We start from the raw sequence: 25,235 nt of genomic DNA on the forward strand, positions 1-25,235 counted from the left end.
AATGCCGGCTGTGAGATCCTCTCGACTCGCCGCGGTGGTCGCGACGCTGGTCGCGGCACTGCTGGCGATCAGCGGATGCGCGAGCCTGCCGGAGTCGTCGGCCCCGCAGGCGCTCGGCACGCTCAACAGGGAGCCCACCTCCGAAGGTCCGCCGCCGCCCATCCAGGGCCGTGATCCGGATCTGCTGCTGCAGGATTTTCTGCAGGCCACCGCGGATCCGACCGACCGCCACCTTGCGGCGCGGCAGTACTTGACCCCGGCTGCTTCGGCACAGTGGGACGACGCTGCCGCCGCCGCGATCGTCGAGAAGCCGGACACGCTGCGGGAATCTCGATCCATCGATCAAGCCACGTACGTCATCCGGGCGCGCAAGATCGCTGAGGTCAGCGCGGACGGGGCCTATCGAGCCGTGGACGACAGCCTCGAGAACAAGATCGAGATGACCAAGATCGACGGCGAGTGGCGCATCGACGAGCTGCCCGACGGCCTCGTCATCGACAAGTCCGCCTTCGGCAAGTCGTATCGGCGCAACGTGCTGTACTTCGTGAACCAGGCAGGCACGTCGGTGGTACCCGATCTGCGGTGGGTTTCGATCCCCAAGGATCAGCTTCCCCAGCGGCTGCTGACTCTGCTCGTCGAGGGGAGCCAACCCGCGCTGGCCCCGGTGGTGCGCAACCTGCTCGCGGCGCCGGTGACGTTGCGCGGCCCGATCACCAAGGCCAACGGCGATCCTGACGAAGTCGGCTTGGGTCTCGGCGGTGTGCGCGTCGACTTCTCCGGCGCCTCGGTGTTGAGCCCGCGCGATCGGGAACTGCTCGCCGCTCAGGTGGTGCTCACCCTCTCCGCCGCGGACATCCTCGGACCGTACGTGCTGCTCGCGGATGGCAAACCGCTGGACGACCGGTTCGCCGCGAACGGCTGGTCGGTGGCCGACGTCCAGCAGTTCACCCCGTCGGCGCAGGCGCGCTACAAGGCGGGGCTGCACGCCCTGCGCGAGGGCGCGCTCGTCGAGGTGGCCGCGGGAGGAATCGCCCCGGCGCCCGGGTACTTCGGCGCGGTGAACAATCTGCAGTCGGCGGCTCTCACCCCCGACGGCCAGTTCGTCGCCGCGGTCGCCGACGCCGGGCGGCCTGCGCCGCAGCTGCCGCGCACGCTGATGGTCGGCACCTACGGCGGTACGCAATTCCCGGTGGCCGAAGGAACGACCATCAGCAGGCCGTCGTGGACGACCGATGGCGCCGCCGCCTGGGCGGTGGTCGACGGCGAGCGGGTGATCCGTGTGGCCAACGACCTCGCCACGGGCACCGTCTCGGTTCAGGAGGTCGACACCTCCGCATTGCTGGACGGTGCGAACGGCGTTTCGCTGCGGCTGCCGATCACCGAGATCAGGATTTCGCACACCGCGACGCGGGCAGCGCTGATCGCCGACGGCCGGGTCTACATGGCGGTGATCGAGCGGCGGCCCGACGGTCGCTTCGCGCTGTCCTCGCCGCTGCCGATTGCCGTGGGCCTCAGCACCCGGGTGATCTCGCTGAGCTGGCTCACCGACGACAAGATCATCCTCGCCCGTGAGGGGAACGTCGACCCGGTCAGCACGGTGTCGATCGACGGATCGGATCTGTTGCCGGAGACCAGCCGCAACCTGACCCCGACGCTGCGCATGGTCACCGCATCGCCGGAGACGCAATATGTCGCCGACTCGCGCGCGGTGCTCGAGCTCGCGGCCAATCCGGACGGCGGGGAGCCGTACTGGCGCGAGGTGCCCGGCCTGGGCGCCAGCGCGGTCCCGGTGCTGCCCGGATGAGGCTGATCGGTCCTTGCGAACCCAGCCCCCGCGGCCGCCGTCGGGGTTCCGAATGAATTCGCACTCCACGAGGTAGCCCTCGCGAATCCGCTGGCGCTCGCATTCGCACTCGTTGCGGTAGCTGGACGGCTACGCAGTGGCCGATGGCGGAAGCCCTTGTGCCACAGGTCATGTCTGCTAGCAGACCGCTGTAGGGTTCCGGCCGTCGCGTTCCGGCCGCTCGGATCTGTCGGTGGACGCGGGCACACTCTGGCGATGCGAACACTGCTGGACTTGGTGCTGCCCGCCGCGTGCGCGGGCTGCGGCGCGGCGGGCGTCGGATGGTGCCCCGACTGCGCGGCGGCGCTGACCAACGGTCCGACGCGGGTGCGTCCGCGTGCCGATCCGGGTGTGCCGTGCTGGGCGCTCGCCCCGTACGCCGGGCCCGCGCGCCGAGCGGTGCTCGCCGTCAAGGAACGCGGCAGGCGCGATCTGACCGGGCCGCTCGGGCTGGCGATGGCGCGCGGGCTGGCCCAGTTGCGGGCGCCCGATCGACCCCTGATGCTGGTTCCGGCGCCCAGTCGCGGCGGCTCCGCGCGGCGGCGCGGCGGGGACCCGGTGCTGCGGACCGCGCGCGCCGCCGCGGGATGGCTACCCGATTGCCGGATGGTGCCGATGTTGCGGGTGTGGTGGGGTGTGCGCGATTCGGTGGGCTTGACACCCGGTGAGCGCCAACACAATCTGCGAGGCCGGATATCGATGCGGCACGGGCCACTCGCAAGGCTCGGCGATACCGGGAACGCCGAGGTCGTCGTGGTCGACGACGTGCTGACGACCGGTGCGACGGCCCGCGAATCGGTGTGTGCGCTAGGGCGGGCGGGAGTCGAAACAAGTGCCGTCCTGGTGACGTGTTCGGCTTGACTCCGGGAAATTTGCGTGAACACTGGCGGACCGCCCGTTGGCGTACTACCGTCGCGATCACACACCCGAACCGAGAGTTTGGAGGTGGCGCCTCGGACAACTTCGTGTCGCGCGATTCCCCGGTGTGAGCCAAGCCCGAAGGCGTCAGACTGTCTGACAACGAACGGGCTCTCGCGCACCTATGAAACCCGGATTTCGCACGGCACGGCTCAATCCCGCCGCACGGGAAATCGGTCCGTGCGGCCAGATCCGGGAGGTACGCGTGACGACTTCTTCACGTCCTTCAGTGAAAGACGCAGATCCTTCGGTGCTGGATACCGGCGCCTTGGATGCGACAGAGCAACCCGCAGCGGACCAACCACGGGCCAATCGCGCCGACATCGTGGTGAAAGGCCGCAACGTCGAGGTTCCCGATCATTACCGAATCTATGTCGCGGACAAACTCTCCCGTCTCGAACGCTTCGATCCGTCGATCTTCCTCTTCGACGTCGAGCTGTTCCACGAACGCAACCGTCGTCAGCGCAAGGCCTGCCAGCGCGTCGAGATCACCGCACGCGGCAAGGGCCCGGTCGTCCGGGCGGAGGCCTGCGCGGACAGCTTCTACGCCGCCTTCGAGTCGGTGACCGCCAAGCTGGAGAGCCGACTGCGTCGCACCAAGGATCGGCGCCGGGTCCACTACGGGGAGAAGACCCCTGTCTCGGTCGCCGAGGCCACCGCCGACTTGGTCGACGATTCGCTGTTCACGTTGGCGAACAGCGTTTCCGCGGTGCACGAGCACCCCGGTGAGCGCGCCGAACAGGAACCCGAGTACGAGGCCGGTCCAGGCCACATCGTGCGGACCAAAGTGCATACCGCGACTCCGATGACCGTCGACGACGCCCTGTACCAGATGGAGCTCGTCGGTCACGACTTCTTCCTGTTCCAAGACAAAGAGACCGATCGACCGTCGGTCGTCTATCGTCGTCACGCTTTCGACTACGGCCTGATCAGGCTCGCATAGCCAAGCGCCGAAACCGTCCGGCCGACGCCCAGGAGGGCGTCGGCCGTTTCGTCTCCGCGTCGACCGCGGCGCGCGCGGCAGGCCACGCGCGGGCCAGCTCCAGCAGCTGTCGCAGCTCGGAATCGAGGTCGCGGGACTCGGGCACGCCGGTACGGGGCGCGGCGTGCACGGGACCACGGCCCTCGGCCTTGGCTTGGATCGCGTACGCGATCCGCACCGCGTAGCGGTGCACCGGTCCGGCCGCCGCGGGTATCGGAAGGTCGTGTGGCGCATACCTGTTCAGGTGCAGCAGCGCGTCACGGATCTCGACGGTCATCCGGATCAGCCGGACCTCGGGCTCGTCGTGTCCGGTGGACGCGGGATCGAGCACGATCTCCGGCACCGCGCCGGTCACGTCCGTCCAGAGCGGGCCGAGCCGACGGCAACAGCGCCGGGCCCGATCCCAGCCCGCGCGTGTTGCCAGCACATCGAACAGCGGCACGGCGAGCAACGCGGCGGTGAGCACGATGACGGTGCTGTTCGGCCACGCCCAGCGGATCAGATCCGGATCCTCGATCGGCACCCAGTCGCCGAACAACAGCGCCGCGAACGGCAGTCCGCACGCGCCGACGGCCAACGCCGTGAGCAGCGCGCCGAAGACGAGCCGCTCCCGGCGGGTGGTGTCCGCTCTGACCAGTTCGCGGTACAGAACCTGGCCCATCCGGCGGCCGCACGCGATCGCGGGCAGGCAGAACGCCAGCGCGGAGGCCGCCGACCACATGTCAGGCGTCCCGCCGAGCAGCGTGCCCTGCTCCCTGGCCGGCGTGCCGACGATCAGGATGACGGCGGCGCAGGCGGCGGCGAACAGGTTGTAGCGGCGCTGGCGCCGCCACGCGCCGTTGGGGTCGGCGCCTGCCCACAGCGTCGCCGCGCCGTAGGCGCTCATGACCGCGAAGAGCATGCAGCCCATGGAGAGTTGGTGCATCAAGCTGCCGAACCGCGGCGCGATCCCGCGCTCCAGCAGCAGCATCCCGGCGCCCGCCCACGCCAGCGCCCGGTTGAGCAGCCGATCGGTGACGGTCTGGTGCAGCAGCGCCCATCGGCCGAGCGCCACCACGGCGACGAACCCGATCAGCGGAGCCGCGATGACGCCGGGAATGGGCGAGTTCACCTGCGTCGGTCGCGGAAGAACGTGCGGTGCAACAGGGAATCGCGGCGCGGCGGGCGCATCGCCTGCAGCATCACCATGTCGGCGAAGGTCTCGGCGTCGCGTTCCCTGCTGGTGCCGTAGTCGGTGCGACCGAGCACGTGCGCAATGGATTCCGGCGAGATCGATGGCAGCAGTTCGGCCACGGCAGCGAGGGTGTGCGCGGTCCGGTCGCTCGGCGGCGGCTCCGATTCCGGGCCGTGCCCGAGCAGCATGTGCCCGAGTTCGTGAGCGATGATGTGCTCGGCGTGCCACTCGGTGGTGTCGGCGCCGTACACGATGACATCGCTGTCCCGCTTGGCGATCCACAATCCGCTGCCCGTGCCGCAGCCCGCGCCCGCGAGCACCGCGGTGTCCACCGGCTGCAACGTGATCGGGCGGTCACGGAACTCGGCGACGGCATCGAGATAGGTATTCAAATTCCATGGATGCGGTATCGGTACGTTGCGGGAAAGCTCCCGGAACCGGGTGTCCATACCGGCCATGCGATGCGATCTCCTACAGCAGTTCCGCGGTCCCGCCCCGTGTAGCTGAAGATGGTACCCAGGATGGTGCGCCGTGGGCGACCCCGCGGTAGGCGCCTGCCTTCCGATGACGGGTCAGCGCGGCAGATCGCTCGATTCGGCGGCGTCCTCGGTGTCGCGGATCAGCCGGGCGAGCATGGCCCGGTCCACATCGGAGCCGCGCAGCGCGATGCTGGCGACATTGGCGTCGCGCATGGTGGCCAGCAGTTCGAGTTCCCTGTCGATGCTCGCGGCGGCCTGCCCCGTGGTGGTCAGATACCGGGGCGCGACGCCGAAGCAGGAGGCGATCGCCGCGAGGATCTCGAATTCGACTGCCGCGCCGTCGTGTTCGTCGTCGAAGCGGCCGTCGCGCAGCTGTTCGAGATAACCGGCGGCCACCGCTCGCTGCAGCTGGCCGCTGACCTGTTCGGCGACGGATTCGGTGCTGCGTTCCGGCGCGGAGCGCGGGTGCATCACCGCGAAGAGTCTGTTGATCTTGTGGCTCAGCGGTAGCCGCGTGGCCTCGGTCATCTCGATCACCTCAGTGCTTGCCGTTGCGATTCGGCGCGGTTGTGCTGTTGGCCGCCAGCCATCTGGCCCGGAACTGAGCTTCGGTACCGGCGCTCACATTTTCGCTGCGGCCTGCCAGCCAGCGTCGATAGCGGCGTTCTTCGAGTTCGGTCGCGTCGTCGGCGTCGGCGGGGACCTCGAGCAGGTGCGCGAACGCCATCTCCACCAGCGGGTGCAGCTGGCGGCCTGGTCCGCCGTTGCGCTCCAGCATGACGGTGGCGTACCGGGCCGAGAGCCGGGACACCACGCGGTTCAGGTCCGAGATCGCCTCCACCACGGCGGGTTCGGTGGTCTGGCCGCGTTCCACGGCGTCGGTGAGGCGGCCGGTGGCGGCGAGCAGGCCGGTGAGGTCGGAGATGTCGAACCGGATCGAGGTCGGGCCCGCGACGATCGACTCGTCGCCGGAGCGCTCGCCCCCTACTTCCTTCGGCGCGGGCGCGCCGCCCGCGTAGGCGCGCGCCGCACTGCCGGGCAGCCAGCGCAGCGGCGCGTCCAGCTTGTTCAGCGTGTGGGTGCTGATCGCCGCGTCGCCGTCCTCGATCTTTCGGATCGTCGGCGCGGAGGGCCCACCCAGATCGCCGATCTGCAGCTGCGTGAGGCCGAGCTCGTCTCGGCGTTCCTTGATGATTCGGCCGAAGCGCTTCTGCCGCGACAGCTCCGAAGGGCTTCTCATAGTGGGCGCCATAGTATGCCGAACTAGTACCGGATGACAACTTCATAGAAAAGATTTGAAAAATCAGTGGAAAGAACGCTACTGTTCTTTCTGCGCCGGATGCGCGGTGCCGGCACCGACGCGGTTCCGGGACGAGCAGGGGCGTTCGACGGGACGGCGCCCCAGCCTGCGGCGCAACGGCGCGCCGCAGGCCGGCTCAGCGGCATCTGGAGGGGATCGCTGAGCCGCCTGGGGCTTCGCCCGCCGTGGTGCGGGACCGAATCGGGGTCGAGGGGGGCGGAAAGCCTGCCCGCCCGGAGGGGTGCGGGGAGGCGTTTTCCCGTCCGTGACGTGGACCGAGAACTTACTTCAGAGTAAGTTTGTGGTGTACGTCTCTGGAAAGGAATTCGCATGGCTTCCGACGCCGCTCGCCGTGCCGTAGTCGTGTCCGGTGCGCGCACCCCGTTCGTGCGGGCGTTCACCGACTTCACCCGAATGGACTCCATCGCGCTGGCCGACGCCGCCGTCCACGGTCTGCTCGAGCGCACCGGGCTGCCCGGCGCGCAGGTGCAGGCCATCGTCTGGGGCGGGGTGATCCTGCCGAGCGCCGCGCCCAACATCGCCAGGGAGATCGCCCTCGACCTGCGCCTCGACCCGGGCTGTGAGGGCTACACCGTCACCAGGGCGTGCGCGTCGGGTCTGCAGGCGGTGACCGCCGCCGCGGCCGCGATCGAGCGCGGCGAATACGACATCATGATCGCGGGCGGCAGCGATTCCACCAGCAACGCCGAGGTGAAGCTGCCGCAGAAACTGGTGCACGCCGGCGCCCCGCTCGCGCTCGGCAAGCCGAAGCTGAAGGACTACCTTTCGGCGGCAGCGCAATTGGCGCCGTTCACCGACATCCTGCCCAGCAGGCCGAAGATCGCCGAGCGCACCACCGGCGAGGTGATGGGCGAGTCGGCGGAGAAGATGGCCCGCATCCACGGCATCGGCCGGGCCGAGCAGGACGAGTTCGCGGCCCGCTCGCACCAGCGCGCCGCGGCGGCCATCGCGTCCCGGCGCTTCGACGACGAGGTGCTGCGGGTGCGCACGCCCGACGGCGCCGACATCGAGCGCGACGGGCTGGTCCGCGCCGACACCAGCGTGGCGAAACTGGCCAAGCTGAAGCCGGTGTTCGCCGAGGACGGCACCGTCACCGCGGGCAACGCCAGCCCGCTCACCGACGGCGCCGCCGCGGTCCTGCTGATGAGCGAGCAGAAGGCGCGCGAGCTCGGCTACCGGCCGCTCGCCGCGTTCCGCTCCTGGAGCTACGTCAGCGTCGATCCCACCGACCAGGTGCTCATCGGCCCCGCGATCTCGATGCCGCGCGCGCTCGACAAGGCCGGAATGGCGCTGTCGGACATCGACTTCGTCGACATCCACGAGGCCTTCGCCGCCCAGACCCTCTCGGTGCTCAGCGCACTCGCCAGCGACGAATGGGCCAAGAAGAAACTGGACAGGGACACCGCGGTCGGCGAGGTCGACATCGACCAACTCAACGTGCACGGCGGGTCGGTCTCCCTCGGCCACCCCTTCGGCGCGACCGGCGCCCGCATGGTCACCACCATGGCCAACGAACTCGCCCGCACCGGAAAGAACGCCGCCCTGCTCGGCATCTGCGCGGCGGGCGGCATCGGCGCGTCGGCGGTGCTCGAACGGGTCTGAGATTGGCGCGGTTGCCCTGGAAGTGGCTGGGGTGCCCGCGCACATCGTGTCGCGTGGGGGTTCGTCAGGTTGTGGCGGAATCCATCGCCGGGCCCGCTGCCGGGGGTTCGGCGGAGAGGCGCCCGCCGAAGGTCTCTCGGTGCACGGCTTCCGACAACGGGCGTCCGGTGCGCCAGCCGAAGCGTTCCAGGTCTGGGACCGTTTGGAATTCGCGCACCGGGCCGACGCAAAGCCACGCGACGGGACGGATGTTCGGCGGCAGGCCGACCAGTTCGGCGAGGAACGCCGCATCGTAGAAGGACACCCAGCCCACGCCGATGCTCTCGGCGGTGGCGGCGAGCCACAGGTTCTGGATTGCGAGAACCGCCGAGTAGATACCGGTTTCGGGGACGGTGGCGCGGCCGAGCACCTGCGGCCCGCCGCGGTCGTGGTCGTAGCTGACGACGACGCCGGTGCCGCTCTCGACGATGCCCTCGATCTTGATCGGCTCGAAGGTCGCGGCCCGCTCGGGCGGCAGCGCGTCGCGGAACTCGACGCGCTTGTCCGCCACGTGTTCGGCGAAGCGGCGCAGCGTCGCCGGATCGCGCACCACGACGAAATCCCATGGCTGCGAATTGCCCACGCTGGGCGCCCGGTGCGCGGCATCGAGAATCCGCCACAGCGTGGCCTCGTCGACGGGCGCCCCGGTGAATTCGGCGCGCACGTCGCGGCGTAACCGGATGGCCTCGTAGACGCTCAGGCGATCAGCACTCACCGGGCCAGTCAACCAAAGCGGACCGGCGGGTCCACACCCGCCGGTCCGCTTTGTCGAAGGTTCGCTGATTCGCCGCGTCGATCGTTCGCGCGCTCACCGCGTTGCCGGTTCGTGCACTCACTGCGCCAGCGGGAGCGCGGGCTCCCGCCGTGCGGCGCGGCGCGTGATGCGCCGCTTGCCCTCGGCCAGTGCGGTGCGCAGGCCGCGCCGCTTGCCGGTGGCCGGGTCGATGGTGGCGAGGGTGTTGCCGCCGAACCTGCGCTCGGAGGAGGTCTCCGGGGCGTCGTCGGCCGTGTGGCGCAGGTACTTGTTCGGCAGCGCGAGTTTGAGAATCGTGCGCCACGACTTGAAGTACTGCACCGGCAGCGAGCCCGTGGTGTAGGGCAGGTCGTACTTGTCGCACAGCGCGCGCACCCGCCCCGCGATGTCGGCGTAGCGGTTGCTCGGCAGATCTGGGAACAGGTGGTGTTCGATCTGGTGGCTCAGGTTGCCGGTCATGAAGTGCATGATCGGACCGCCGGAAATGTTGGCGCTGCCCAGCATCTGGCGCAAGTACCACTCGGAGTGGGTCTCGCTGTCGATGTCGGCCTTGGTGAACTTCTCCGCACCGTCGGGGAAGTGGCCGCAGAAGATCACGGCGTTCGTCCACACGTTGCGGATCATGTTGGCGGCCAGGTTCGCGGTGAGCGTGGAGAAGAACAGCGGACCGGTGAGCGCCGGGAAGATCACGTAGTCCTTGAGCACCTGCTTGCCGACCTTGGTCAGCACCTCGCCCCGCTTGCGCTCGAACTCCGCGCGCTCGGGGGTGCCCTCCTTGTACCGGCCCGCGGCCAGCTTGCCGAGCTCGAGGTGCTGGATCGCGACGCCGTACTCGAAGAACAGCTGCAGGAGCAGGTTGTAGACCGGGTTGCCCAGATTGAACGGCTTCCAGCGCTGGTCGCGGGTGACCCGCAGCAGGCCGTAGCCGATGTCGTCGTCCATGCCGAGGACGTTGGTGTACTTGTGGTGCAGGTAGTTGTGGGTGTGCTTCCAGTGCTTGGACGGGCCGGTGTTGTCCCACTCCCATGAGCTGGAGTGGACCTCTGGATCGTTCATCCAGTCCCACTGCCCGTGCATGACGTTGTGCCCGATCTCCATGTTCTCGATGATCTTGGCGGTGCTGAGCAGGGCGACGCCCGCGAGCCAGGCGGGCGGTAGGAAACCGGCGTAGAGCACTGCGCGTCCGCTGATCTCCAGCGCGCGCTGCAGCCTGATGACATTGCGGATGTACCGCGCATCCGATTCACCGCGCGAGGATTCGATTTCCCGCCGGATCGCGTCGAATTCCGCGCCCAGCGCCTCCACATCCGCGGCGGTGAGGTGCGCGTACTCCTTGACATCCGAGATCGCCATGGCGGTTACAGTACCGTAAGTTACGACACCGTAAGTTTCTGGAACTGTGGCAAATCCCGCATTGCGTTCGTGACCGCCGAATGTTATATCAGGCGCGTCGCCAGCGCGCGCGGAAGCGCTTCTCTCGCACGGCCTTCCTCCGCAGCGCCGACCGCTCGGTGCGCGCCTTCTCCTGCAGGGCGATTTTGGCCTCGCGCAGCAGCTCCTTCTCGTGCTCGGCCTTCTCCTTCAGCGCCCGCTTGGCCTCGCGCAACACTTCTTTCTCGTGCCGCGCCTTCTCCTCGAGCACCACCTTCGCCTCGTGCAGCGCCGAGCGCAGCCCGCGCCGCTGCCCGGTCTCGGGATCGGTCAGCAGCCAGTTGTTGTCGGCCCAGCGCTCGGTGCTCGGCAGCGTGATGCCCGCGAACTTGCGTTCCGAGGAGGTCTCGGGGGCGTCATCGGCGGTGCGCTTGAGGAACCGGTCCGGCAGCGCCAGCTTGTGAATGGTGCGGAAGGCGAGCAGGTACTGCTTGGCCAGCGAGCCCGTGGTGTAGGGCAGGTCGTACTTGTCGCAGAGCTCGCGCACCCGTGCGGCGATCTCCGGGTACCGGTTGCTCGGCAGGTCCGGGAACAGGTGGTGCTCGATCTGGTAGCAGAGGTTGCCGCTCATGAAGGCCATCGCGGGCCCGGCCTTGAAGTTGGCGCTGCCCAGCATCTGGCGCAGGTACCACTCGGCGCCGGTCTCGTCCTCGAGCTGCTCGATGGTGAACTTCTCCGCGCCGTCGGGGAAGTGGCCGCAGAAGATCACCGCGTAGGCCCACAGGTTGCGCACCAGGTTGGCGGTGGCGTTGGCCTTCAGCGTCGACTTCCACGCGGGCCCGGTCAAGGCGGGGTACAGCACGAAATCCTTGGCCGCCTGGCGCGCGATCTTGCGGGCGAACTCCCGATTCGGCGCCGACAGCAGTTCCTGGCGCGGGACGCCGGACAGCTGCTTCTCGATGCTCCAGTCGTGCAGCGCGATGCCCCACTCGAAGGTGGCGGCCAGCAGCAGGTTGGCCAGCGGCTGCACCAAGTGGATCGGGCGCCACTCTTCGTCGCGGGTCATCCGCAGGATGCCGAAGCCGAGGTCCTCGTCCTTGCCGAGGACATTGGTGTAGGTGTGGTGGGAGTAGTTGTGCGCCCGCCGCCACTGCGACGACGGCCCGACCTGGTCCCACTCCCAGGTGCCCGAGTGGATTTCCGGATCGTTCATCCAGTCCCACTGCCCGTGGCTGACGTTGTGCCCGAGCTCCATGTTCTCGATGATCTTGGCGACCGAGAGCAACGCGGTGCCCGCGAGCCAGGCCCAGCGGTTGCGGCTGCCGAACAGCACCGCGCGCCCGGCGACCTCGAGGCCGCGCTGGGCCGCGATGGTGCGGCGGATGTATTTCGCGTCGCGTTCGCCACGGGAGAGTTCCACGGACCGGCGAATGCTGTCGAGTTCCTGCCCCAGGGTCTCGATATCGGCGGCCGTGAGGTGGGAGAACGTCTGGATATCGGTGATGGCCACCGGAGTCCCTTCTCTGCTCGACTTATGCGGTCGAGGGTACCTGCGTCTCAGGAGGTATGGATTCTGTCTGCAACGGGCCTGATCGCCTCAGTGGTGTCGGAGGTGTCCGAGGCGGGGCCCCGCGTGGTCACGCTGCGCTGCCTCCTCCGGGCCTGACCGCCTCAGACGTCGAGCGTGCAATCGCCCGCGGCGGCCGAGATACAGGTCTGCACCTTGTCGCCCTCGCGGCGCTCCTCGCCGTTGCGCAGATCCCGGGCGTGTCCGGAACTCAATGTCACCACACAGGTCTGGCAGATGCCCATCCGGCAGCCGAACGGCATCTGAACCCCGGCCGACTCACCCGCCTCCAGCAGGCTGGTCGCGCCGTCGACCTCGACGCTGCGGCCGGACTTGCCGAAGTTGACAATGCCGCCTTCGCCGATCGCCGAGCGCTCGATCTCGAACCGCTCCACGTGCAGCCGGTCGGCGATGCCCGCCCCGCGCCAGTGCTGTTCGATCTCGTCGAGCATGGCGGCGGGCCCGCAGGCCCAGGTGTCGCGTTCGCGCCAGTCCGGGAACTTCACGTCCAGATCGGTGAGCGCGAACTTGCCCTGCTCCCCGGTCAGGTGCAGATGCGACTCGAAGCTCGGGTGCCGGTCGTGCAGCGCGCGCAGTTCCTCGCCGAACATCACGTCCTCGGCGGTGCGCGCCGAATGCAGGTGCACCACGTCGGACACCAGGCCGCGCCGGTCCATCGCCCGCAGCATCGACATCACCGGGGTGATGCCGCTGCCGGCGGTGAGGAACAGCACCTTGGCAGGCGGCGGGTAGGGGAGCACGAAACCGCCCTGCGGCGCCTGCAACCGGACGACCGTGCCCGGCTTGACGCCGCCGACGATGTGGCTGGACAGGAATCCCTCGGGCATCGCCTTCACGGCGATCGAGATGACGCGCTTGCCGCCGTGCTCGGGGGCGCTCCAATCCGGAGGGCAGGTCAGTGAGTACGAACGCCAGTGCCAGCGGCCGTCCACCAGCAGGCCGATGCCGATGTACTGGCCCGGCTGGAACTTGAAGTCGAAGCCCCAGCCCGGCTTGATCACCAGGGTCGCCGAATCCGCGGTCTCCTTGCGCACGTCGACGATCCGCCCGCGCAGTTCGCGCGCCGACCACAGCGGGTTGGCCAGGTGCAGGTAATCGTCCGGCAGCAGCGGCGTGGTCACCCGGGCGACGGCCCCGCGCAACACGTTGAGCCGACCCCCCCGATCGGCGACGCTCGCCGCAGGCGCTTCGAGCCAATCGCGGACATTCTTGAAGACCATCGGTGCCGTTCGTCTTTCTGTCGAGGTGGCGGCCGCCGTCGGGGCCGCTCTCGGCCAGGTTACGGCATCGTAGGTTAGCGGGCAGCGGCGACCGCGCGCCCACTTTCCCGCCGCGGCCCCAACGCGAATGAACCCCGGCACCATCGAGCCTCGGCGCAATTCGGCCTCAGCGCAAGTGCGCCTCGCCACAAGCGGAGCTCAGCGCAAGTCGGCCTCAGAGCAATTCGAGCAGGAACGGCAGTTCCTGCGCGGCGTACCAGGCGAGCTGGTGGTCCTCGGCGTCGCCGAGCACGAATTCGGCGTCTGCGTCACCGAGATCGGCCGCGTCGATGACGTCCACCGCCTTGGCCACCTCGGGCTCGGCCTCGGCCAGGTCGACGTGGATCGAGGCGATCCGCGCGTAGCCGATCGGTCCCGCGAGCTTGACCACCGCGTCGTCGAGGTCGGGCCGCAGCTTGGCGCCGGTGACGTCCGCGGCGATCACGGCCCGCCGGTACACCGGACCGCCGGACGGCCGCGCGGCCACGGGTTCGCCGTCTTCGATGTCCTCGACGATCGCCTCGCGTTCGGCGGCGAGCAGGCGCAGCGAGGCGCGGGCCGCCTCGAGCATCGCGACCTCGGCCAGTTCCTCGTCGTCGCCGGAGGCGTAGGCCTCGCGCAGCGCGGGCGTGACCGCGAAAGCCGTGGCGCCGATCGGGAAGATCTCCCGCTCCTCGACCAGCGCGCGCAGCATCGGCACCGTCGCGGGCACGTACACCCGCAGGATGTTCTTCTGATCAGGCGCAGGCACCGAGCATCTCCTCCATGGACTCGTGCACCGCGGCGGCCAGCACCTCGATGTCGGCCATCGCGTCGCGGTCGGCGTTGAGTCCGTAGAAGACCCGTCCGTCGTAGGACGTGATCCCGATGCTCGAAGCCTGATTGCGCAGCAGCGGCGACACCGGATACATCTCCAGCATCCGCGCGCCGCCGATGTACATCGGCGTCTGCGGACCCGGCGCGTTGGTGATCACCAAGTTGAACGTGTGCTCTGCGAACGTACTCGCCGCCCGCACGCTCATCGCATGCAGGCTGGCCGGAGCGAACCCGGCCATGTGCACCAGCGTGCGCGCCCGCACCCCGCGCCTGGCCTTGCTGTTGGCCTCGGTGGCGTGCGCGATGTGCGAGAGCCGCATCACCGGATTGGGCTCGCCGACCGGCAGATCCAGCAGAAACGAGGACACCTCGCTGGCGGGTTCGAGCCGATCCCGGTCCGGGCCTTCGATGTACACCGACATCGGCACCACCGCGCGCAGCGTGGTCGACTCGATCAGCGCCTCGCCGCGGGACAGCAGCCAGCTGCGCAGCGCCCCGGTGACCACGGCGAGGATCGCGTCGTTGGTCGAGCAGTCGAAGCGGTGGCGGATCTTGCGGTAGTCCTCCAGATCGGTGCGCACCACGTCGAAGCGGCGGCTGCGCGAGGTGCGCGCGTTGAGCGGGCTGTCCGGCGCGCCGATGGCGGCGGTGCGGACCGCCGAGACGACCGAGTCGACCGCGCGGCCCGCCGCGCCGATCATCGCGAAGGCGTCCGCGCTCGCGTCGCGGGCCACCTCCAGCGCCTCGCGGGGCTGGGCCGCCAGATGGGTGAGCGCGCCGACCAGCAGTTCCACGTCGGTGGGTTCGCGCGGAGCGACCCAGGCGTCGTCGGCCAGACCGCGCGGCGACGGGCTGGCGTCCAGGATGACGTGCCCGATCTCCAGCGCGCCGACGCCGTCCACCAGCGCCGAGTGGGTCTTGGTGAAGATCGCGCTGCGGCCCTCGGTGAGCCCCTCGATCAGGTACATCTCCCACAGCGGTTTGCTCTGGTCGAGCGGCCGCGATGCCAGCCGTGCGACCAGGTCGTGCAGCTGTTCGTCGGTGCCCGGACTCGGCAGTGCGGAGCGGCGGATGTGATAGGTGATGTCGAAGCGGCTGTCCTCCACCCACACCGGTCTGCCGAGCGCGAACGGGATCTCGCGCACCTTGCGGCGGTAGCGCGGGACCAGCGAGAGCCTGCTCTCCACCAGGTCGACGAGCCGGTCGTAGTCGAGGGGCGATTCGCCGTCGAGGAGGCCGTCGCCGGTGTTGCGGACGATCGCGAGCGAGCCGATGTGGATCGGATTGCTGCTCGACTCGAGCCGATAGAACGCCGCGTCCTGTGGCGTCAAACGCGTGATCACGCTGCCCGGTGCTCCTTCCGATGCCGTGTCCCCGCCTCATTGTCGTTCGCGACAAGGAAAAGGTGGTGGATCCTGTGGCATATCCAGCGAAATCGGTACATATCTTTACCCCTGGCAACCCGCGTGGCAGGGTTGTCCGAGCTCGTTCGGGCGGGGTGGGGTTTCGATAGAGGTGGGGACTGCACAGTCGGCGACCGTCGCTTTCGCTCGCTCCGCATCAGGGGATCACGAGCCGCACTGCCCTTGCCGTCCCGCGCATATGCCGCTGCCACCGGCGCGTCGGACCCCTGTCATCGTATGGCACCGACCTTCGAAGCGGCTCGGCTCGAGCGTGATTCGCCCCCGGTTTGCGGCGCGACCGCCCGACGCCACGGCGCTGACCCGCGGATTCGCGCCCGCCGCGGGCGTCGCGCGGACCGCGAGGCGAGTACGGTGAGAAGCGACGCCCCGCGGCCGCCGCGGCGATGGCGCCGAGTACCTGCAGCCGGACGCGGTGCGTTCCGGGCCCCCGCACGTGGCCAGGGCGAACGCGGACGTCGCTAGCATGGTTGCAGCATTACCATGAGGCGTGCTGCGGATTCCGCCGTGCCCGGCGGAAGATGTGGGGGCCGACATTTGACACACCGACCAGAGGACTGACGAGACCCGTGCCTGCGCTGACACTGACGAGGTTGCTACGGATTGGTGAGGGTCGCACCGTCAAGCGGCTCGCTCATCTGGCCGACGAGGTCCTCGCGCTCGAAGCGGAGCACGAGCAGCTCACCGACGGCGAACTGCGCGCGAAGACCGACGAGTTCAAGCAGCGCTACGCCGACGGCGAGAGCCTCGACGACCTGCTGCTCGAGGCGTTCGCGGTGGCTCGCGAGGCGTCCTGGCGGGTGCTCAACCAGAAGCACTACAAGGTCCAGGTGATGGGCGGCGCCGCGCTGCACCTCGGCAACATCTCCGAGATGAAGACCGGTGAGGGCAAGACCCTGACCTGTGTGCTCCCCGCTTACCTCAACGCGCTGTCCGGCGACGGCGTGCACGTCGTCACCGTCAACGACTACCTGGCCAAGCGCGACGCCGAGTGGATGGGCCGCGTGCACCGCTTCCTCGGCCTCGAGGTCGGCGTCATCCTCGGCGGTATGAGCCCGGCCCAGCGCCGCGCCGCGTACAACGCCGACATCACCTACGGCACCAACAACGAGTTCGGCTTCGACTACCTGCGCGACAACATGACGCACTCGCTGGACGACCTGGTCCAGCGCGGGCACAACTTCGCCGTGGTCGACGAGGTCGACTCCATCCTCATCGACGAGGCCCGCACGCCGCTGATCATCTCCGGCCCGGCCGACGCCTCCTCGAAGTGGTACGCCGAGTTCGCGCGCATCGCGCCGCTGCTGAAGAAGGACCTGCACTACGAGGTCGACATCAAGAAGCGCACCATCGGCGTGCACGAGGCGGGCGTGGAGTTCGTCGAGGATCAGCTCGGCATCGACAACCTGTACGAGGCCGCCAACTCGCCGCTGGTCAGCTACCTGAACAACGCGGTCAAGGCCAAGGAGCTCTACCAGCGCGACAAGGACTACATCGTCCGCGACGGCGAGGTCATCATCGTCGACGAGTTCACCGGACGCATCCTGGTCGGCCGCCGCTACAACGAGGGCATGCACCAGGCGATCGAGGCCAAGGAAGGCGTCGAGATCCAGCCGGAGAACCAGACGCTGGCCACCATCACGCTGCAGAACTACTTCCGGCTCTACGACAAGCTCTCCGGCATGACCGGTACCGCCGAGACCGAGGCGGCCGAGCTGCACCAGATCTACGGCCTGGGTGTCGTCCCGATTCCGACGAACAGGCCGATGGTGCGCGCCGATCAGTCGGACCTGATCTACAAGACCGAAGAGTCCAAGTTCGCCGCCGTGGTCGACGACGTCACCGAGCGGCACGAGAAGGGCCAGCCGGTGCTGATCGGCACCACCAGCGTCGAGCGCTCGGAGTACCTGTCCAAGCAGTTCACCAAGCGCGGCATCCCGCACAACGTGCTGAACGCGAAGTTCCACGAGAAGGAAGCCGAGATCATCGCCGAGGCCGGTCGGCCCGGCGCGGTCACCGTCGCCACCAACATGGCGGGCCGCGGTACCGACATCGTGCTCGGCGGCAACCCGGACATCATCGCCGACATCCTGCTGCGCAAGCAGGGCTTGGACCCGGTCGACACGCAGGAGGAGTACGAGTCCGCCTGGCATCCGACCCTGGAGCAGGTCAAGCAGCAGACCGAGGAGGACGCCGAGGCGGTCCGCGACGCGGGTGGTCTGTACGTGCTCGGCACCGAGCGCCACGAGTCCCGGCGTATCGACAACCAGCTGCGCGGTCGCTCCGGCCGTCAGGGCGACCCGGGCGAGTCCCGCTTCTACCTGTCGCTGGGTGACGAGCTGATGCGGCGCTTCAACGGCGCGGCGCTCGAGGCGATCATGACGCGGCTCAACCTGCCCGACGACGTGCCGATCGAGGCCAAGATGGTCTCCAAGGCGATCAAGAGCGCGCAGACCCAGGTCGAGCAGCAGAACTTCGAGATCCGCAAGAACGTCCTCAAGTACGACGAGGTGATGAACCAGCAGCGCACCGTTATCTACGGCGAGCGCAACCAGATCCTGCGCGGGGAGGACATGGAGGGCCAGGTCCAGAACATGATCACCGACGTGATCTCCGCCTACGTGGACGGCGCCACCGCCGAGGGCTACGTGGAGGACTGGGATCTGGACAAGCTGTGGACCGCGCTGAAGACCCTCTACCCGGTCGGCGTCGACTACAAGGAGCTGACCGGTGAGACCGGCGTCGGCGAGGCGGGCGACCTGACTCGCGACGAGTTGCTCGACGCCCTCCTCGACGACTCGCACGACGCGTACGACAAGCGCGAGCAGGAGATCGACGGCCTGGCCGGCGAGGGTTCCATGCGCAATCTCGAACGGCAGGTGCTGCTTTCGGTGCTGGACCGCAAGTGGCGCGAGCACCTCTACGAGATGGACTACCTCAAGGAGGGCATCGGCCTGCGCGCCATGGCGCAGCGGGATCCGCTGGTCGAGTACCAGCGCGAGGGCTTCGACATGTTCTCGGCGATGCTCGACGGCCTGAAGGAGGAGTCGGTCGGCTTCCTGTTCAACCTTCAGGTCGAGGTGCAGCAGCCGCAGCCCGCGGGCGTCGCCGTCGACCCCGGCCTGCGCTCCCCGGTCGGCGCCATGTCCGGCGCCCCCGCCCCGCTCCCGACCGAGGAAGCCCCCGCCGCCAACGGCGCCCCGGCCGCCTTGCGCGCCAAGGGCATCGACGAGCGCACCACCCGCGGCTTCAGCTACTCGGGCCCGGACGAGCGCGGCGGCGCGGAAGTCCACAGCGACGCCGAGGAGTACGGCTCCGAAGCCGGCGCCCACTCCACTCGTCGCGAACGCCGCGAAGCGGCCCGCGCCGAAAGCAAGGGCAAGCGCGCTCCGAAGTCGCGTCGTCGGCACTGAGCGACCCGAACACCGAAGGCGCCCCGGGGTTTCCCGGGGCGCCTTCGCCCGTTTTCCGGCTCGACCTTGCTCATTCGATTCGGATTCTCGTAATCGGAGAGGCACTGCCTTCGGTGCCGTTCGTCAGGGCTCGCAAGTAGTGTGTGCTGGTCGAACCCGCGAGTGAGGTGACTCCAGCGGCCAGGAGGGGAAGGACTTGCATTGCGGTACTTCAACACCACGGGGCCCTGCGACCCGAAACGGCATTACATGCTCCCCGCCGCCGAGCGGCTGCCCGATGCTCGCCGGTTCATCGACCGTGGGCAGTACTTCGTCCTGCACGCGCCGCGACAGTCCGGGAAGACGACCAGTCTGGCGGAACTGGCGCGGGAGTTGACCGAAGAGGGGGAGTACCTTGCGTTGCGCTTTTCTTGCGAGTCTGCCGAACCCTTCGGTGATGACGTCGACGTCGTAGAGCAAGTCCTGCTGGATGTGATAAGCAAACGGGCCATGGCGCGTGGGTTCGCTCCCGAGTTGTTACCCCCCGACCCGTGGCCAGAGGCCAAGCTGGGCAACCGCCTCACCGTCGCACTCACCGCGTGGACCGTCCGTTGTCCTCGGCCGCTGGTTTTGTTCTTCGACGAGATCGACGCAATCCGGGGCGAGAGCCTGCGCAGCGTGCTAAGGCAGCTGCGGGACGGCTACACCGATGAACGGGACGAATTCGTGCATGCGGTCGTGCTGTGCGGGCTGCGCGACGTCCGAGACTACAAGGTGGCTTCCGGAGGCGACCCGTCGCGACTCGGATCCGCCAGCCCATTCAACATCAAGGTCGAATCGGTGCGCATCGGCGACTTCACCCATGCCGAGGTGGCCGAGCTGTATGAGCAGCACACCGAGGAAACCGGGCAGAAGTTCACCGCCCGCGCAGTCGATCTCGCCTACTACTACACCCAAGGTCAGCCCTGGCTCGTCAACGCCATTGCGGCCGAGGTCATCGACAAGATGCGGGTGCGAACCACGATCACCGACGACCACATCGACGAAGCCAAGGAGCGGTTGATCGTCGCGCGTGCCACCCACCTGGATTCGCTGGTCTCGAAACTGGGTGAGGACCGTGTGCGGATGGTCATCGAACCGCTGATCGCGGGCACGTTGCTGGATGCGGATCTCACCTTCAACGATGCCGTCTCCTACGTCCGGGATCTCGGCCTCATCGCAGACGATCGACCGGTCCGCGTCGCCAACCCGATCTACAAGGAAGTCATCCTCCGGGTGCTGGGATCGGCGATCGAGAACAACGTGCTCCTCGAGCCGAGCAGCTTCCGGATGCCGGACGGCCGCCTCGACTTCCCCCGCCTGCTCACCGAATTCGCCGCGTTCTGGAAACTGAACGGTGAGGTCCTCGCTGCCCAACAGGGCTACCACGAAGCGGCCGCGCAGCTGGTGATGATGGCGTTTCTGCACCGAATCGTCAACGGCGGCGGCTACATCGACCGGGAATACGGAGTCGGCCGCGGACGTATCGATCTGCTCGTCCGCCAGCCCTATACAGACGCGAACGGCCGCCGGGCGTGGCAGCGCGAGGCGTTGGAGCTGAAAGTCTGGCGGGACAGGGAAACCGATCCACTCGCCGTCGGCCTCGGCCAGCTCGACGGGTACCTGGACCGTTTCGAATTGAGCACCGGAGTACTGGTGATCTTCGACCGCCGCTCCGCAGCCGAGCCGATCGATCGTCGCACCGTGTTCTCCGAGGCGACAACACCCGCCGGCCGAACGGTCACCGTCTTGCGCGCCTGAACTTGCCAGAACCGAAGGCGCCCAGAGGTTTCCCGGGGCGCCTTCGTCGTCTTCAGTCGATCACCCCAGTGCGACTCGGGCGCCGCCGGAGAAAGCCGAGTCGTGGAATTCGATGGCGGCCGGGACGGTGCCTTTCGGGACGTCGAAGGCGAGGATCACCGAGATCTTGTTGCCGGGGTTGATCTCCGCCGCCAGATCTTTATCGAGGTTCAGCTCGGCCGCGGTGTCGTTGGTGTACAGGCGTCCTTGGTCGTCCACCAGTTTCTGGTTGTCGCCGAAGTAGGTCTGCGGTTTGTCGGCCGTGTTGGTGACGTCGACGTACACCAGGATGTATTCGCCCTGAGCCTCCTTCTTCAGGAACTCGTTGTCACCGACCGAGGCGACGGGCGGATCGACGCGGGTGACGACGAAACCGAACTTCCCGTCGCGAACCTCCGAACCCGCAGGCGCGGCAGAGGTCCGCTTCTCCGTGCTCTCGGCCATCTCGTCGGCCGCGCTGCTCAACAGCGCGACGCAACCGCCGAAGGTGATACTCCGGCGGGCATCCTCACCACGGTCCGGACACGCCGTTGGAGGGTGGCGTCGGCCCCGCTGCCAGCGGGGAAAACCGGGCGGTACGCCAGTGCACGGCCCGTCCGATTCGGAGTACGCGCCGTATCGAGATCGCACGACGAGAGGCGTCCGGGTTTTTCCGGGGCACCTGAGTGTTTCGTTGTCGAGCGACCGACGCGAAATGTGGGTCAGATTGGGCGGTCCAGTTGATCGGGGATAGGCCGAAGCGAATATTCGGCGCTTTCGCCCGCCGCGGGAGTACCGTCTGCGGCATGGATCGCGATACGGTTCGCGCATGGGTGGCGGGCTATGAACGGGCTTGGCGCACATCGGGCACCGACGCTCTCGCTGAGCTGTTCGCCGCCGACACCCACTATGTGGTGTCTCCCTGGGCGGAGCCGATTGTCGGCCGCGCGGCGCTGGCCGAGTTCTGGGAAGCAGGCCGGGACGGAGCGGACGAGCCGTTCGCGATGACCTTCGACCTCGTCGCGGTGGACGGCGACACGGCCGTGGTCCGTGTGCAGGTCGAATACGAGCGGGACGATCCCGCGCGCTGGCGTGACCTGTGGGTCATCCGCTTGGACGATTCCGGTCGCTGCGTCCACTTCGAGGAGTGGCCGTTCGCGCCGGGGCAGCCGGACGTTCAGTGACCACGGCGTCGTGCGGCGTTCGATCCGAACGCTCCGACAAGAGCGCGAACTGCCCGCCCCGACGGCGACGTGCTCGGCGCTTATACGCGATTCACGCGCTGTACTGAAGTATTTCGCTGACGAGCGCGGACGCGGTGTCGTGCGCCTGCGGTAGTCGGTCGGCCCACACGTCCTCGGCGTCCCCAACGTAGACCGCGCGGGCGTGCGCGAGCGCCGGCCGGTGTTCGGTGGGGAGCCGGTCGAGGGCCCAGCTCGCGGCCTCGGATTTGGCGCGAATCTCGCCCGTTTCCAATGTCATCCAGACACGGGCCAGGCGGAGCAGCACGTTGCGGGTGTCGCTGTCGAGTTCGGCGAGCAGGTCGGTGACGCCGTCGAGCAGCACGCCGCGCAGATGCTCCGGCGGGACGGGGTCGAGGAGCTCCGCGGGCGGCGGGCCGAGCAGCGGCGAGTCGGCCTGGAGGGTCATCGTGATCAGGACGGCGAGGTCGGGATCCGGTGCGGCGGTGGGCAGCATGCCCCGTTCGTAGTCGTCGCGCAGCCATTCGCCGTACTGGAAATCGAGGGTCGGCGGGTACTGCCACGGCCGCACATCGGCCTGGGCGACCGTGCTGAGCTCGATCGGTCGCCCCGCGCCGGGGACGCGCGGATCGCCGGAAACGGTCAGTAGTCCGTCCATCAGCGCGCGGCGTCGCGCACTGTCCAGACGCCCATCGGTGACGACGAGAACGTCGATGTCGCTGTGCGGCCGCAACCCGCCGAGCGCGGCCGAACCGTGGCGGTAGGCGCCGAGCAGCAGGGGCCCGAGCGTGGTGCGGAGCAGGTCGGCGACGGCGGCTTCCTGGGTCACCCGGTCCACCCTACTGCCGTAGGGCGCGTCAGCGGGGGAAGCGCTACCAGGGCTCGTTGGAGTTCAACGCCACCAGCAACCGCCGGATGGCGGCCACCCGCCGCTCCTTGTCGGGCAGCGTGTCCAGCGCGCACTCGGGATCCGCGGGCGGCCCGAGGTGGGTGCAGCCGCGCGGGCAGTCCTCGATCGCCTCGGCGAGATCGCTGAACGCCAGGATGACGTCGTCCGGGGTGATGTGGGCGAGGCCGAAGGAGCGCACGCCGGGTGTGTCGATCACCCAGCCGCCGCCGGGCAGCGGCAGCGCGATGGACTGAGTGGAGGTGTGCTTGCCTTTGCCGACGCCGGAGACCTCGCCGACCGCCCGATCGGCGTCCGGCACAAGGCGATTCACCAGGGTCGACTTGCCGACGCCGGAGTGCCCGATGAACGCGGTGAGGTGGTCGGTCAGCAGGCCGAGGACCGGATCGAGTGGATCGTCGATGCCGCCGTAGACGATCGTGAGATCGAGATCGTCGAAGGCCGAGGCGAATTCGGAGTCGGCGGCCAGATCGTGCTTGGTGAGGCACAGCACCGGACGCAGCCCGCCGACGTAGGCGGCGACCATGCACCGCTCCACGAAACCGGTGCGCGGCGGCGGGTCGGCCAGCGCCACCACGATGAACAGCTTTTCGGCGTTGCCGACCACGATCCGCTCGAACGGGTCGGTGTCGTCGGCGGTGCGGCGCAACACCGTCCCGCGTTCGCCGACGCGCACGATGCGGGCCAGGGTGTCGGGTTTGCCGGACAGATCGCCCACGACGTCCACCTGGTCGCCGACCACGATCGGGGTGCGGCCGAGCTCACGCGCCCGCATGGCCACGATCCTGCGTTCGGGGTCGCCGCCCAGCACGCAGCCCCAGCGCCCGCGGTCGACGGAAACCACCATCGCGGCCTCGGCGTCGTTGTGCTGCGGGCGAGTCTTGGTGCGGGGACGCGAACTTCGGCCGGGACGAACCCGCACATCGGATTCGTCGTAGCCCGCGGCGGAGCGTCGTGGCCGGCTCAGTGCGCAGCTCCGTCGTTCAGCATCCGCTCCCACAGCGCGACGAAATTCGGCAGTGTCTTGGCGGTGGTGCCGATGTCCTCGATCTCCACGCCGGGCACCTTCAGGCCGAGGATCGCGCCCGCGGTGGCCATCCGGTGGTCGGCGTAGGAGTGCCAGGCGCCGCCGTGCAGTGGTGCGGGCACGATCTCGAGCCCGTCCTCGGTCTCGGTGACCTTGCCACCGAGACGGTTGATCTCGGTGGCCAGCGCCGCCAGCCGGTCGGTCTCGTGCCCGCGCAGGTGCGCGATGCCGCGCAGCCAGGACGGGGAGTCGGCCAGCGCGGCCAATGCGGCGACGGTCGGGGTCAGCTCGCCGACGTCGTGCAGGTCGATGTCGATGCCCGCCAGGCGTTCCGGCCCGCGCACGGTGAGCACACCGTCGAAGACCCTGGCCTCCGCGCCCATGCGCACCAGGATCTCGCGGATCACGTCGCCGGGCTGGGTGGTGAGGCGTGGCCAGTGCGGAATCCGCACCTCGCCGCCGGTGACCGCCGCCGCGGCCAGGAACGGCGTGGCGTTGGACAGGTCGGGTTCCACGTCCCAGTCGACGGCGCGGACAGGACCGGGCTCGACGACCCAGGTCTGCGCCTTGCGGCTGTCGGCGGGCGCCTGCACCCGAACATCGGCGCGGCGCAGCATTTCCACCGTCATCTCGATGTGCGGCATGGACGGCAGCGCTTTGCCGTCGTGATGCACGGTCAGGCCCTCGTCGAAGCGGGCGGCGGAGAGCAGCAGTCCGGAGACGAACTGCGAGGATCCGGAGGCGTCGATGGTGACCGGCCCGCCGCGCAGTGCGCCCTTGCCGTGCACCGTGAACGGCAGCGCGTCGCCGTCGATGTCGGCGCCGAGCCCGCGCAGCGCGTCCAGAATGGTGCGCAGCGGCCGCACCCGAGCCTGGGCGTCGCCGTCGAAGGCCACATCGCCGACCGCAAGCGCCGCCACCGGCGGCAGGAACCGCATCACGGTGCCCGCGAGGCCGCAATCGACCGCGCCGCCGCCGAGCGTCGCCGGGGTGACGCGCAGCGTCTCGGCGTCACCCGCGATGTCCGTGCCCAGCGCGCGCAGCGCGGCGATCATGAGATCGGTGTCGCGGCTGCGCAGCGCCCCCGTGATCGTGGAGGGTCCGTCGGCGAGTGCCGCGAGGATCAGTGCGCGATTGGTGATCGATTTGGATCCGGGCAGGGTGACGGTCGCGTGTACCGGGACATCGACGTGGGGCGCTGGCCAGAAAGTCACCAGTCCATCTTGGCCCATCGGGTGATCGGACACACCGGCGGTCGTGAACTGCGGCCGAATCGGTGCCGGGAGGACGGGCACGCCGGTATGCGCGAACCAGCCGTCCGC

21 protein-coding genes are annotated in these 25,235 nt (G+C 68.8%); 7 read left to right on the forward strand and 14 right to left on the reverse strand.

The genetic code is table 11. The features are described 5' to 3' along the window. The first annotated feature begins 1 nt into the window (after position 1). The 3 genes from lpqB (at position 2) to hpf (ending at position 3,704) form a co-directional block, all read left to right on the forward strand. Positions 2-1,804: an MtrAB system accessory lipoprotein LpqB gene (gene lpqB / locus ACRWNM_RS15135; protein WP_431967805.1), complete on the forward strand. Its 1,803-nt coding sequence runs from the start codon at positions 2-4 to the stop codon at positions 1,802-1,804. A 255-nt stretch (positions 1,805-2,059) separates the two neighbouring features. Then, the gene (locus ACRWNM_RS15140) at positions 2,060-2,704 is read left to right on the forward strand and encodes a ComF family protein (protein ID WP_431967807.1); all 645 of its coding nucleotides are present in this window, start codon (positions 2,060-2,062) and stop codon (positions 2,702-2,704) included. A gap of 310 nt (positions 2,705-3,014) precedes the next feature. Continuing rightward, positions 3,015-3,704, forward strand: a complete 690-nt coding sequence (gene hpf, locus ACRWNM_RS15145) for a ribosome hibernation-promoting factor, HPF/YfiA family (protein WP_431967989.1) — start codon at positions 3,015-3,017, stop codon at positions 3,702-3,704. On the opposite strand, the gene ACRWNM_RS15150 is transcribed toward hpf, so the two are convergent. The 4 genes from ACRWNM_RS15150 to ACRWNM_RS15165 form a co-directional block, all read right to left on the reverse strand. Further along, the gene (locus tag ACRWNM_RS15150; RefSeq protein WP_431967809.1) at positions 3,691-4,854 is read right to left on the reverse strand and encodes an MAB_1171c family putative transporter; all 1,164 of its coding nucleotides are present in this window, start codon (positions 4,852-4,854) and stop codon (positions 3,691-3,693) included. The two genes, hpf and ACRWNM_RS15150, sit on opposite strands and share 14 nt — an antisense overlap. Then, positions 4,851-5,375 carry a hypothetical protein gene (locus tag ACRWNM_RS15155; RefSeq protein ID WP_431967811.1) on the reverse strand — a complete coding sequence of 175 codons (525 nt, stop codon included), beginning with the start codon at positions 5,373-5,375 and terminating at the stop codon, positions 4,851-4,853. Before ACRWNM_RS15155 ends, ACRWNM_RS15150 begins: the two co-directional genes overlap by 4 nt. 114 nt (positions 5,376-5,489) lie before the next feature. Then, positions 5,490-5,924 carry a hypothetical protein gene (locus tag ACRWNM_RS15160; protein WP_431967813.1) on the reverse strand — a complete coding sequence of 145 codons (435 nt, stop codon included), beginning with the start codon at positions 5,922-5,924 and terminating at the stop codon, positions 5,490-5,492. A 10-nt stretch (positions 5,925-5,934) separates the two neighbouring features. Beyond that, on the reverse strand, positions 5,935-6,636 hold the full coding sequence (locus tag ACRWNM_RS15165) for a helix-turn-helix domain-containing protein (RefSeq protein WP_431967815.1): 702 nt from the start codon (positions 6,634-6,636) through the stop codon (positions 5,935-5,937). Between the two features lie 390 nt (positions 6,637-7,026). Between ACRWNM_RS15165 and ACRWNM_RS15170 the strand changes: the two genes are divergently transcribed. Further along, positions 7,027-8,319 (forward strand): acetyl-CoA C-acyltransferase, encoded by a 1,293-nt coding sequence (locus ACRWNM_RS15170; protein ID WP_431967817.1) that lies wholly within the window; start codon positions 7,027-7,029, stop codon positions 8,317-8,319. A gap of 64 nt (positions 8,320-8,383) precedes the next feature. Here the strand turns inward: ACRWNM_RS15170 and bluB are convergent, their stop codons facing one another. The 6 genes from bluB to ACRWNM_RS15200 all read right to left on the reverse strand — a co-directional run bounded on the left by bluB (position 8,384) and on the right by ACRWNM_RS15200 (position 15,489). Beyond that, positions 8,384-9,058 (reverse strand): 5,6-dimethylbenzimidazole synthase, encoded by a 675-nt coding sequence (gene bluB / locus ACRWNM_RS15175; RefSeq protein WP_431967992.1) that lies wholly within the window; start codon positions 9,056-9,058, stop codon positions 8,384-8,386. 132 nt (positions 9,059-9,190) lie between these two features. Further along, positions 9,191-10,465: a fatty acid desaturase family protein gene (locus ACRWNM_RS15180; RefSeq protein WP_431967819.1), complete on the reverse strand. Its 1,275-nt coding sequence runs from the start codon at positions 10,463-10,465 to the stop codon at positions 9,191-9,193. Between the two features lie 88 nt (positions 10,466-10,553). Then, a complete protein-coding gene (locus ACRWNM_RS15185) occupies positions 10,554-11,993 on the reverse strand; it encodes a fatty acid desaturase (protein ID WP_431967821.1) in 1,440 nt (479 codons plus the stop codon). Between the two features lie 161 nt (positions 11,994-12,154). Further along, positions 12,155-13,291: a ferredoxin reductase gene (locus tag ACRWNM_RS15190; protein WP_431967823.1), complete on the reverse strand. Its 1,137-nt coding sequence runs from the start codon at positions 13,289-13,291 to the stop codon at positions 12,155-12,157. A 214-nt stretch (positions 13,292-13,505) separates the two neighbouring features. Further along, complete coding sequence (locus ACRWNM_RS15195) at positions 13,506-14,057, reverse strand: DUF6912 family protein (protein ID WP_431967994.1); 552 nt, start codon at positions 14,055-14,057, stop codon at positions 13,506-13,508. 10 nt (positions 14,058-14,067) lie between these two features. Then, positions 14,068-15,489 carry a WS/DGAT/MGAT family O-acyltransferase gene (locus tag ACRWNM_RS15200; RefSeq protein WP_431967825.1) on the reverse strand — a complete coding sequence of 474 codons (1,422 nt, stop codon included), beginning with the start codon at positions 15,487-15,489 and terminating at the stop codon, positions 14,068-14,070. Between the two features lie 647 nt (positions 15,490-16,136). Here ACRWNM_RS15200 and secA point away from each other — a divergent pair. Beyond that, complete coding sequence (gene secA / locus ACRWNM_RS15205) at positions 16,137-18,980, forward strand: preprotein translocase subunit SecA (protein ID WP_431967827.1); 2,844 nt, start codon at positions 16,137-16,139, stop codon at positions 18,978-18,980. Positions 18,981-19,181: 201 nt separating this feature from the next. After that, a complete protein-coding gene (locus ACRWNM_RS15210) occupies positions 19,182-20,759 on the forward strand; it encodes an AAA family ATPase (protein WP_431967829.1) in 1,578 nt (525 codons plus the stop codon). A 60-nt stretch (positions 20,760-20,819) separates the two neighbouring features. Here the strand turns inward: ACRWNM_RS15210 and ACRWNM_RS15215 are convergent, their stop codons facing one another. Continuing rightward, entirely contained in the window at positions 20,820-21,263 is a 444-nt protein-coding gene (locus ACRWNM_RS15215) for a DUF4352 domain-containing protein (protein ID WP_431967831.1), read from the reverse strand. Positions 21,264-21,583: 320 nt separating this feature from the next. Between ACRWNM_RS15215 and ACRWNM_RS15220 the strand changes: the two genes are divergently transcribed. Beyond that, positions 21,584-21,961 carry a nuclear transport factor 2 family protein gene (locus tag ACRWNM_RS15220; protein WP_431967833.1) on the forward strand — a complete coding sequence of 126 codons (378 nt, stop codon included), beginning with the start codon at positions 21,584-21,586 and terminating at the stop codon, positions 21,959-21,961. 91 nt (positions 21,962-22,052) lie between these two features. Here the strand turns inward: ACRWNM_RS15220 and ACRWNM_RS15225 are convergent, their stop codons facing one another. Genes ACRWNM_RS15225 through aroA form a run of 3 tightly spaced genes read right to left on the reverse strand, consistent with a single transcriptional unit; the run spans position 22,053 to position 25,145 of the window. Next, positions 22,053-22,808: an aminoglycoside adenylyltransferase family protein gene (locus tag ACRWNM_RS15225; RefSeq protein ID WP_431967835.1), complete on the reverse strand. Its 756-nt coding sequence runs from the start codon at positions 22,806-22,808 to the stop codon at positions 22,053-22,055. Between the two features lie 43 nt (positions 22,809-22,851). After that, positions 22,852-23,853, reverse strand: coding sequence for a ribosome small subunit-dependent GTPase A (rsgA, locus tag ACRWNM_RS15230; RefSeq protein WP_431967996.1), 1,002 nt, complete (start codon positions 23,851-23,853; stop codon positions 22,852-22,854). Then, on the reverse strand, positions 23,850-25,145 hold the full coding sequence (gene aroA / locus ACRWNM_RS15235; RefSeq protein ID WP_431967837.1) for a 3-phosphoshikimate 1-carboxyvinyltransferase: 1,296 nt from the start codon (positions 25,143-25,145) through the stop codon (positions 23,850-23,852). The genes rsgA and aroA overlap by 4 nt, the downstream gene beginning before the upstream one ends. Positions 25,146-25,235 lie beyond the last annotated feature (90 nt).

Source organism: Nocardia sp. bgisy134, assembly GCF_965341865.1.
Classification (GTDB): Bacteria; Actinomycetota; Actinomycetes; order Mycobacteriales; family Mycobacteriaceae; genus Nocardia.

Coding starts and splice junctions, on each gene's coding strand:
- lpqB (WP_431967805.1), top strand. CDS start 2: ATGCCGGCTGTGAGATCCTCTCGACTCGCCGCGGTGGTCGCGACGCTG.
- ACRWNM_RS15140 (WP_431967807.1), top strand. CDS start 2,060: ATGCGAACACTGCTGGACTTGGTGCTGCCCGCCGCGTGCGCGGGCTGC.
- ACRWNM_RS15155 (WP_431967811.1), bottom strand. CDS start 5,375: ATGGCCGGTATGGACACCCGGTTCCGGGAGCTTTCCCGCAACGTACCG.
- ACRWNM_RS15160 (WP_431967813.1), bottom strand. CDS start 5,924: ATGACCGAGGCCACGCGGCTACCGCTGAGCCACAAGATCAACAGACTC.
- ACRWNM_RS15165 (WP_431967815.1), bottom strand. CDS start 6,636: ATGAGAAGCCCTTCGGAGCTGTCGCGGCAGAAGCGCTTCGGCCGAATC.
- ACRWNM_RS15170 (WP_431967817.1), top strand. CDS start 7,027: ATGGCTTCCGACGCCGCTCGCCGTGCCGTAGTCGTGTCCGGTGCGCGC.
- ACRWNM_RS15180 (WP_431967819.1), bottom strand. CDS start 10,465: ATGGCGATCTCGGATGTCAAGGAGTACGCGCACCTCACCGCCGCGGAT.
- ACRWNM_RS15190 (WP_431967823.1), bottom strand. CDS start 13,291: ATGGTCTTCAAGAATGTCCGCGATTGGCTCGAAGCGCCTGCGGCGAGC.
- ACRWNM_RS15220 (WP_431967833.1), top strand. CDS start 21,584: ATGGATCGCGATACGGTTCGCGCATGGGTGGCGGGCTATGAACGGGCT.
- aroA (WP_431967837.1), bottom strand. CDS start 25,145: ATGGGCCAAGATGGACTGGTGACTTTCTGGCCAGCGCCCCACGTCGAT.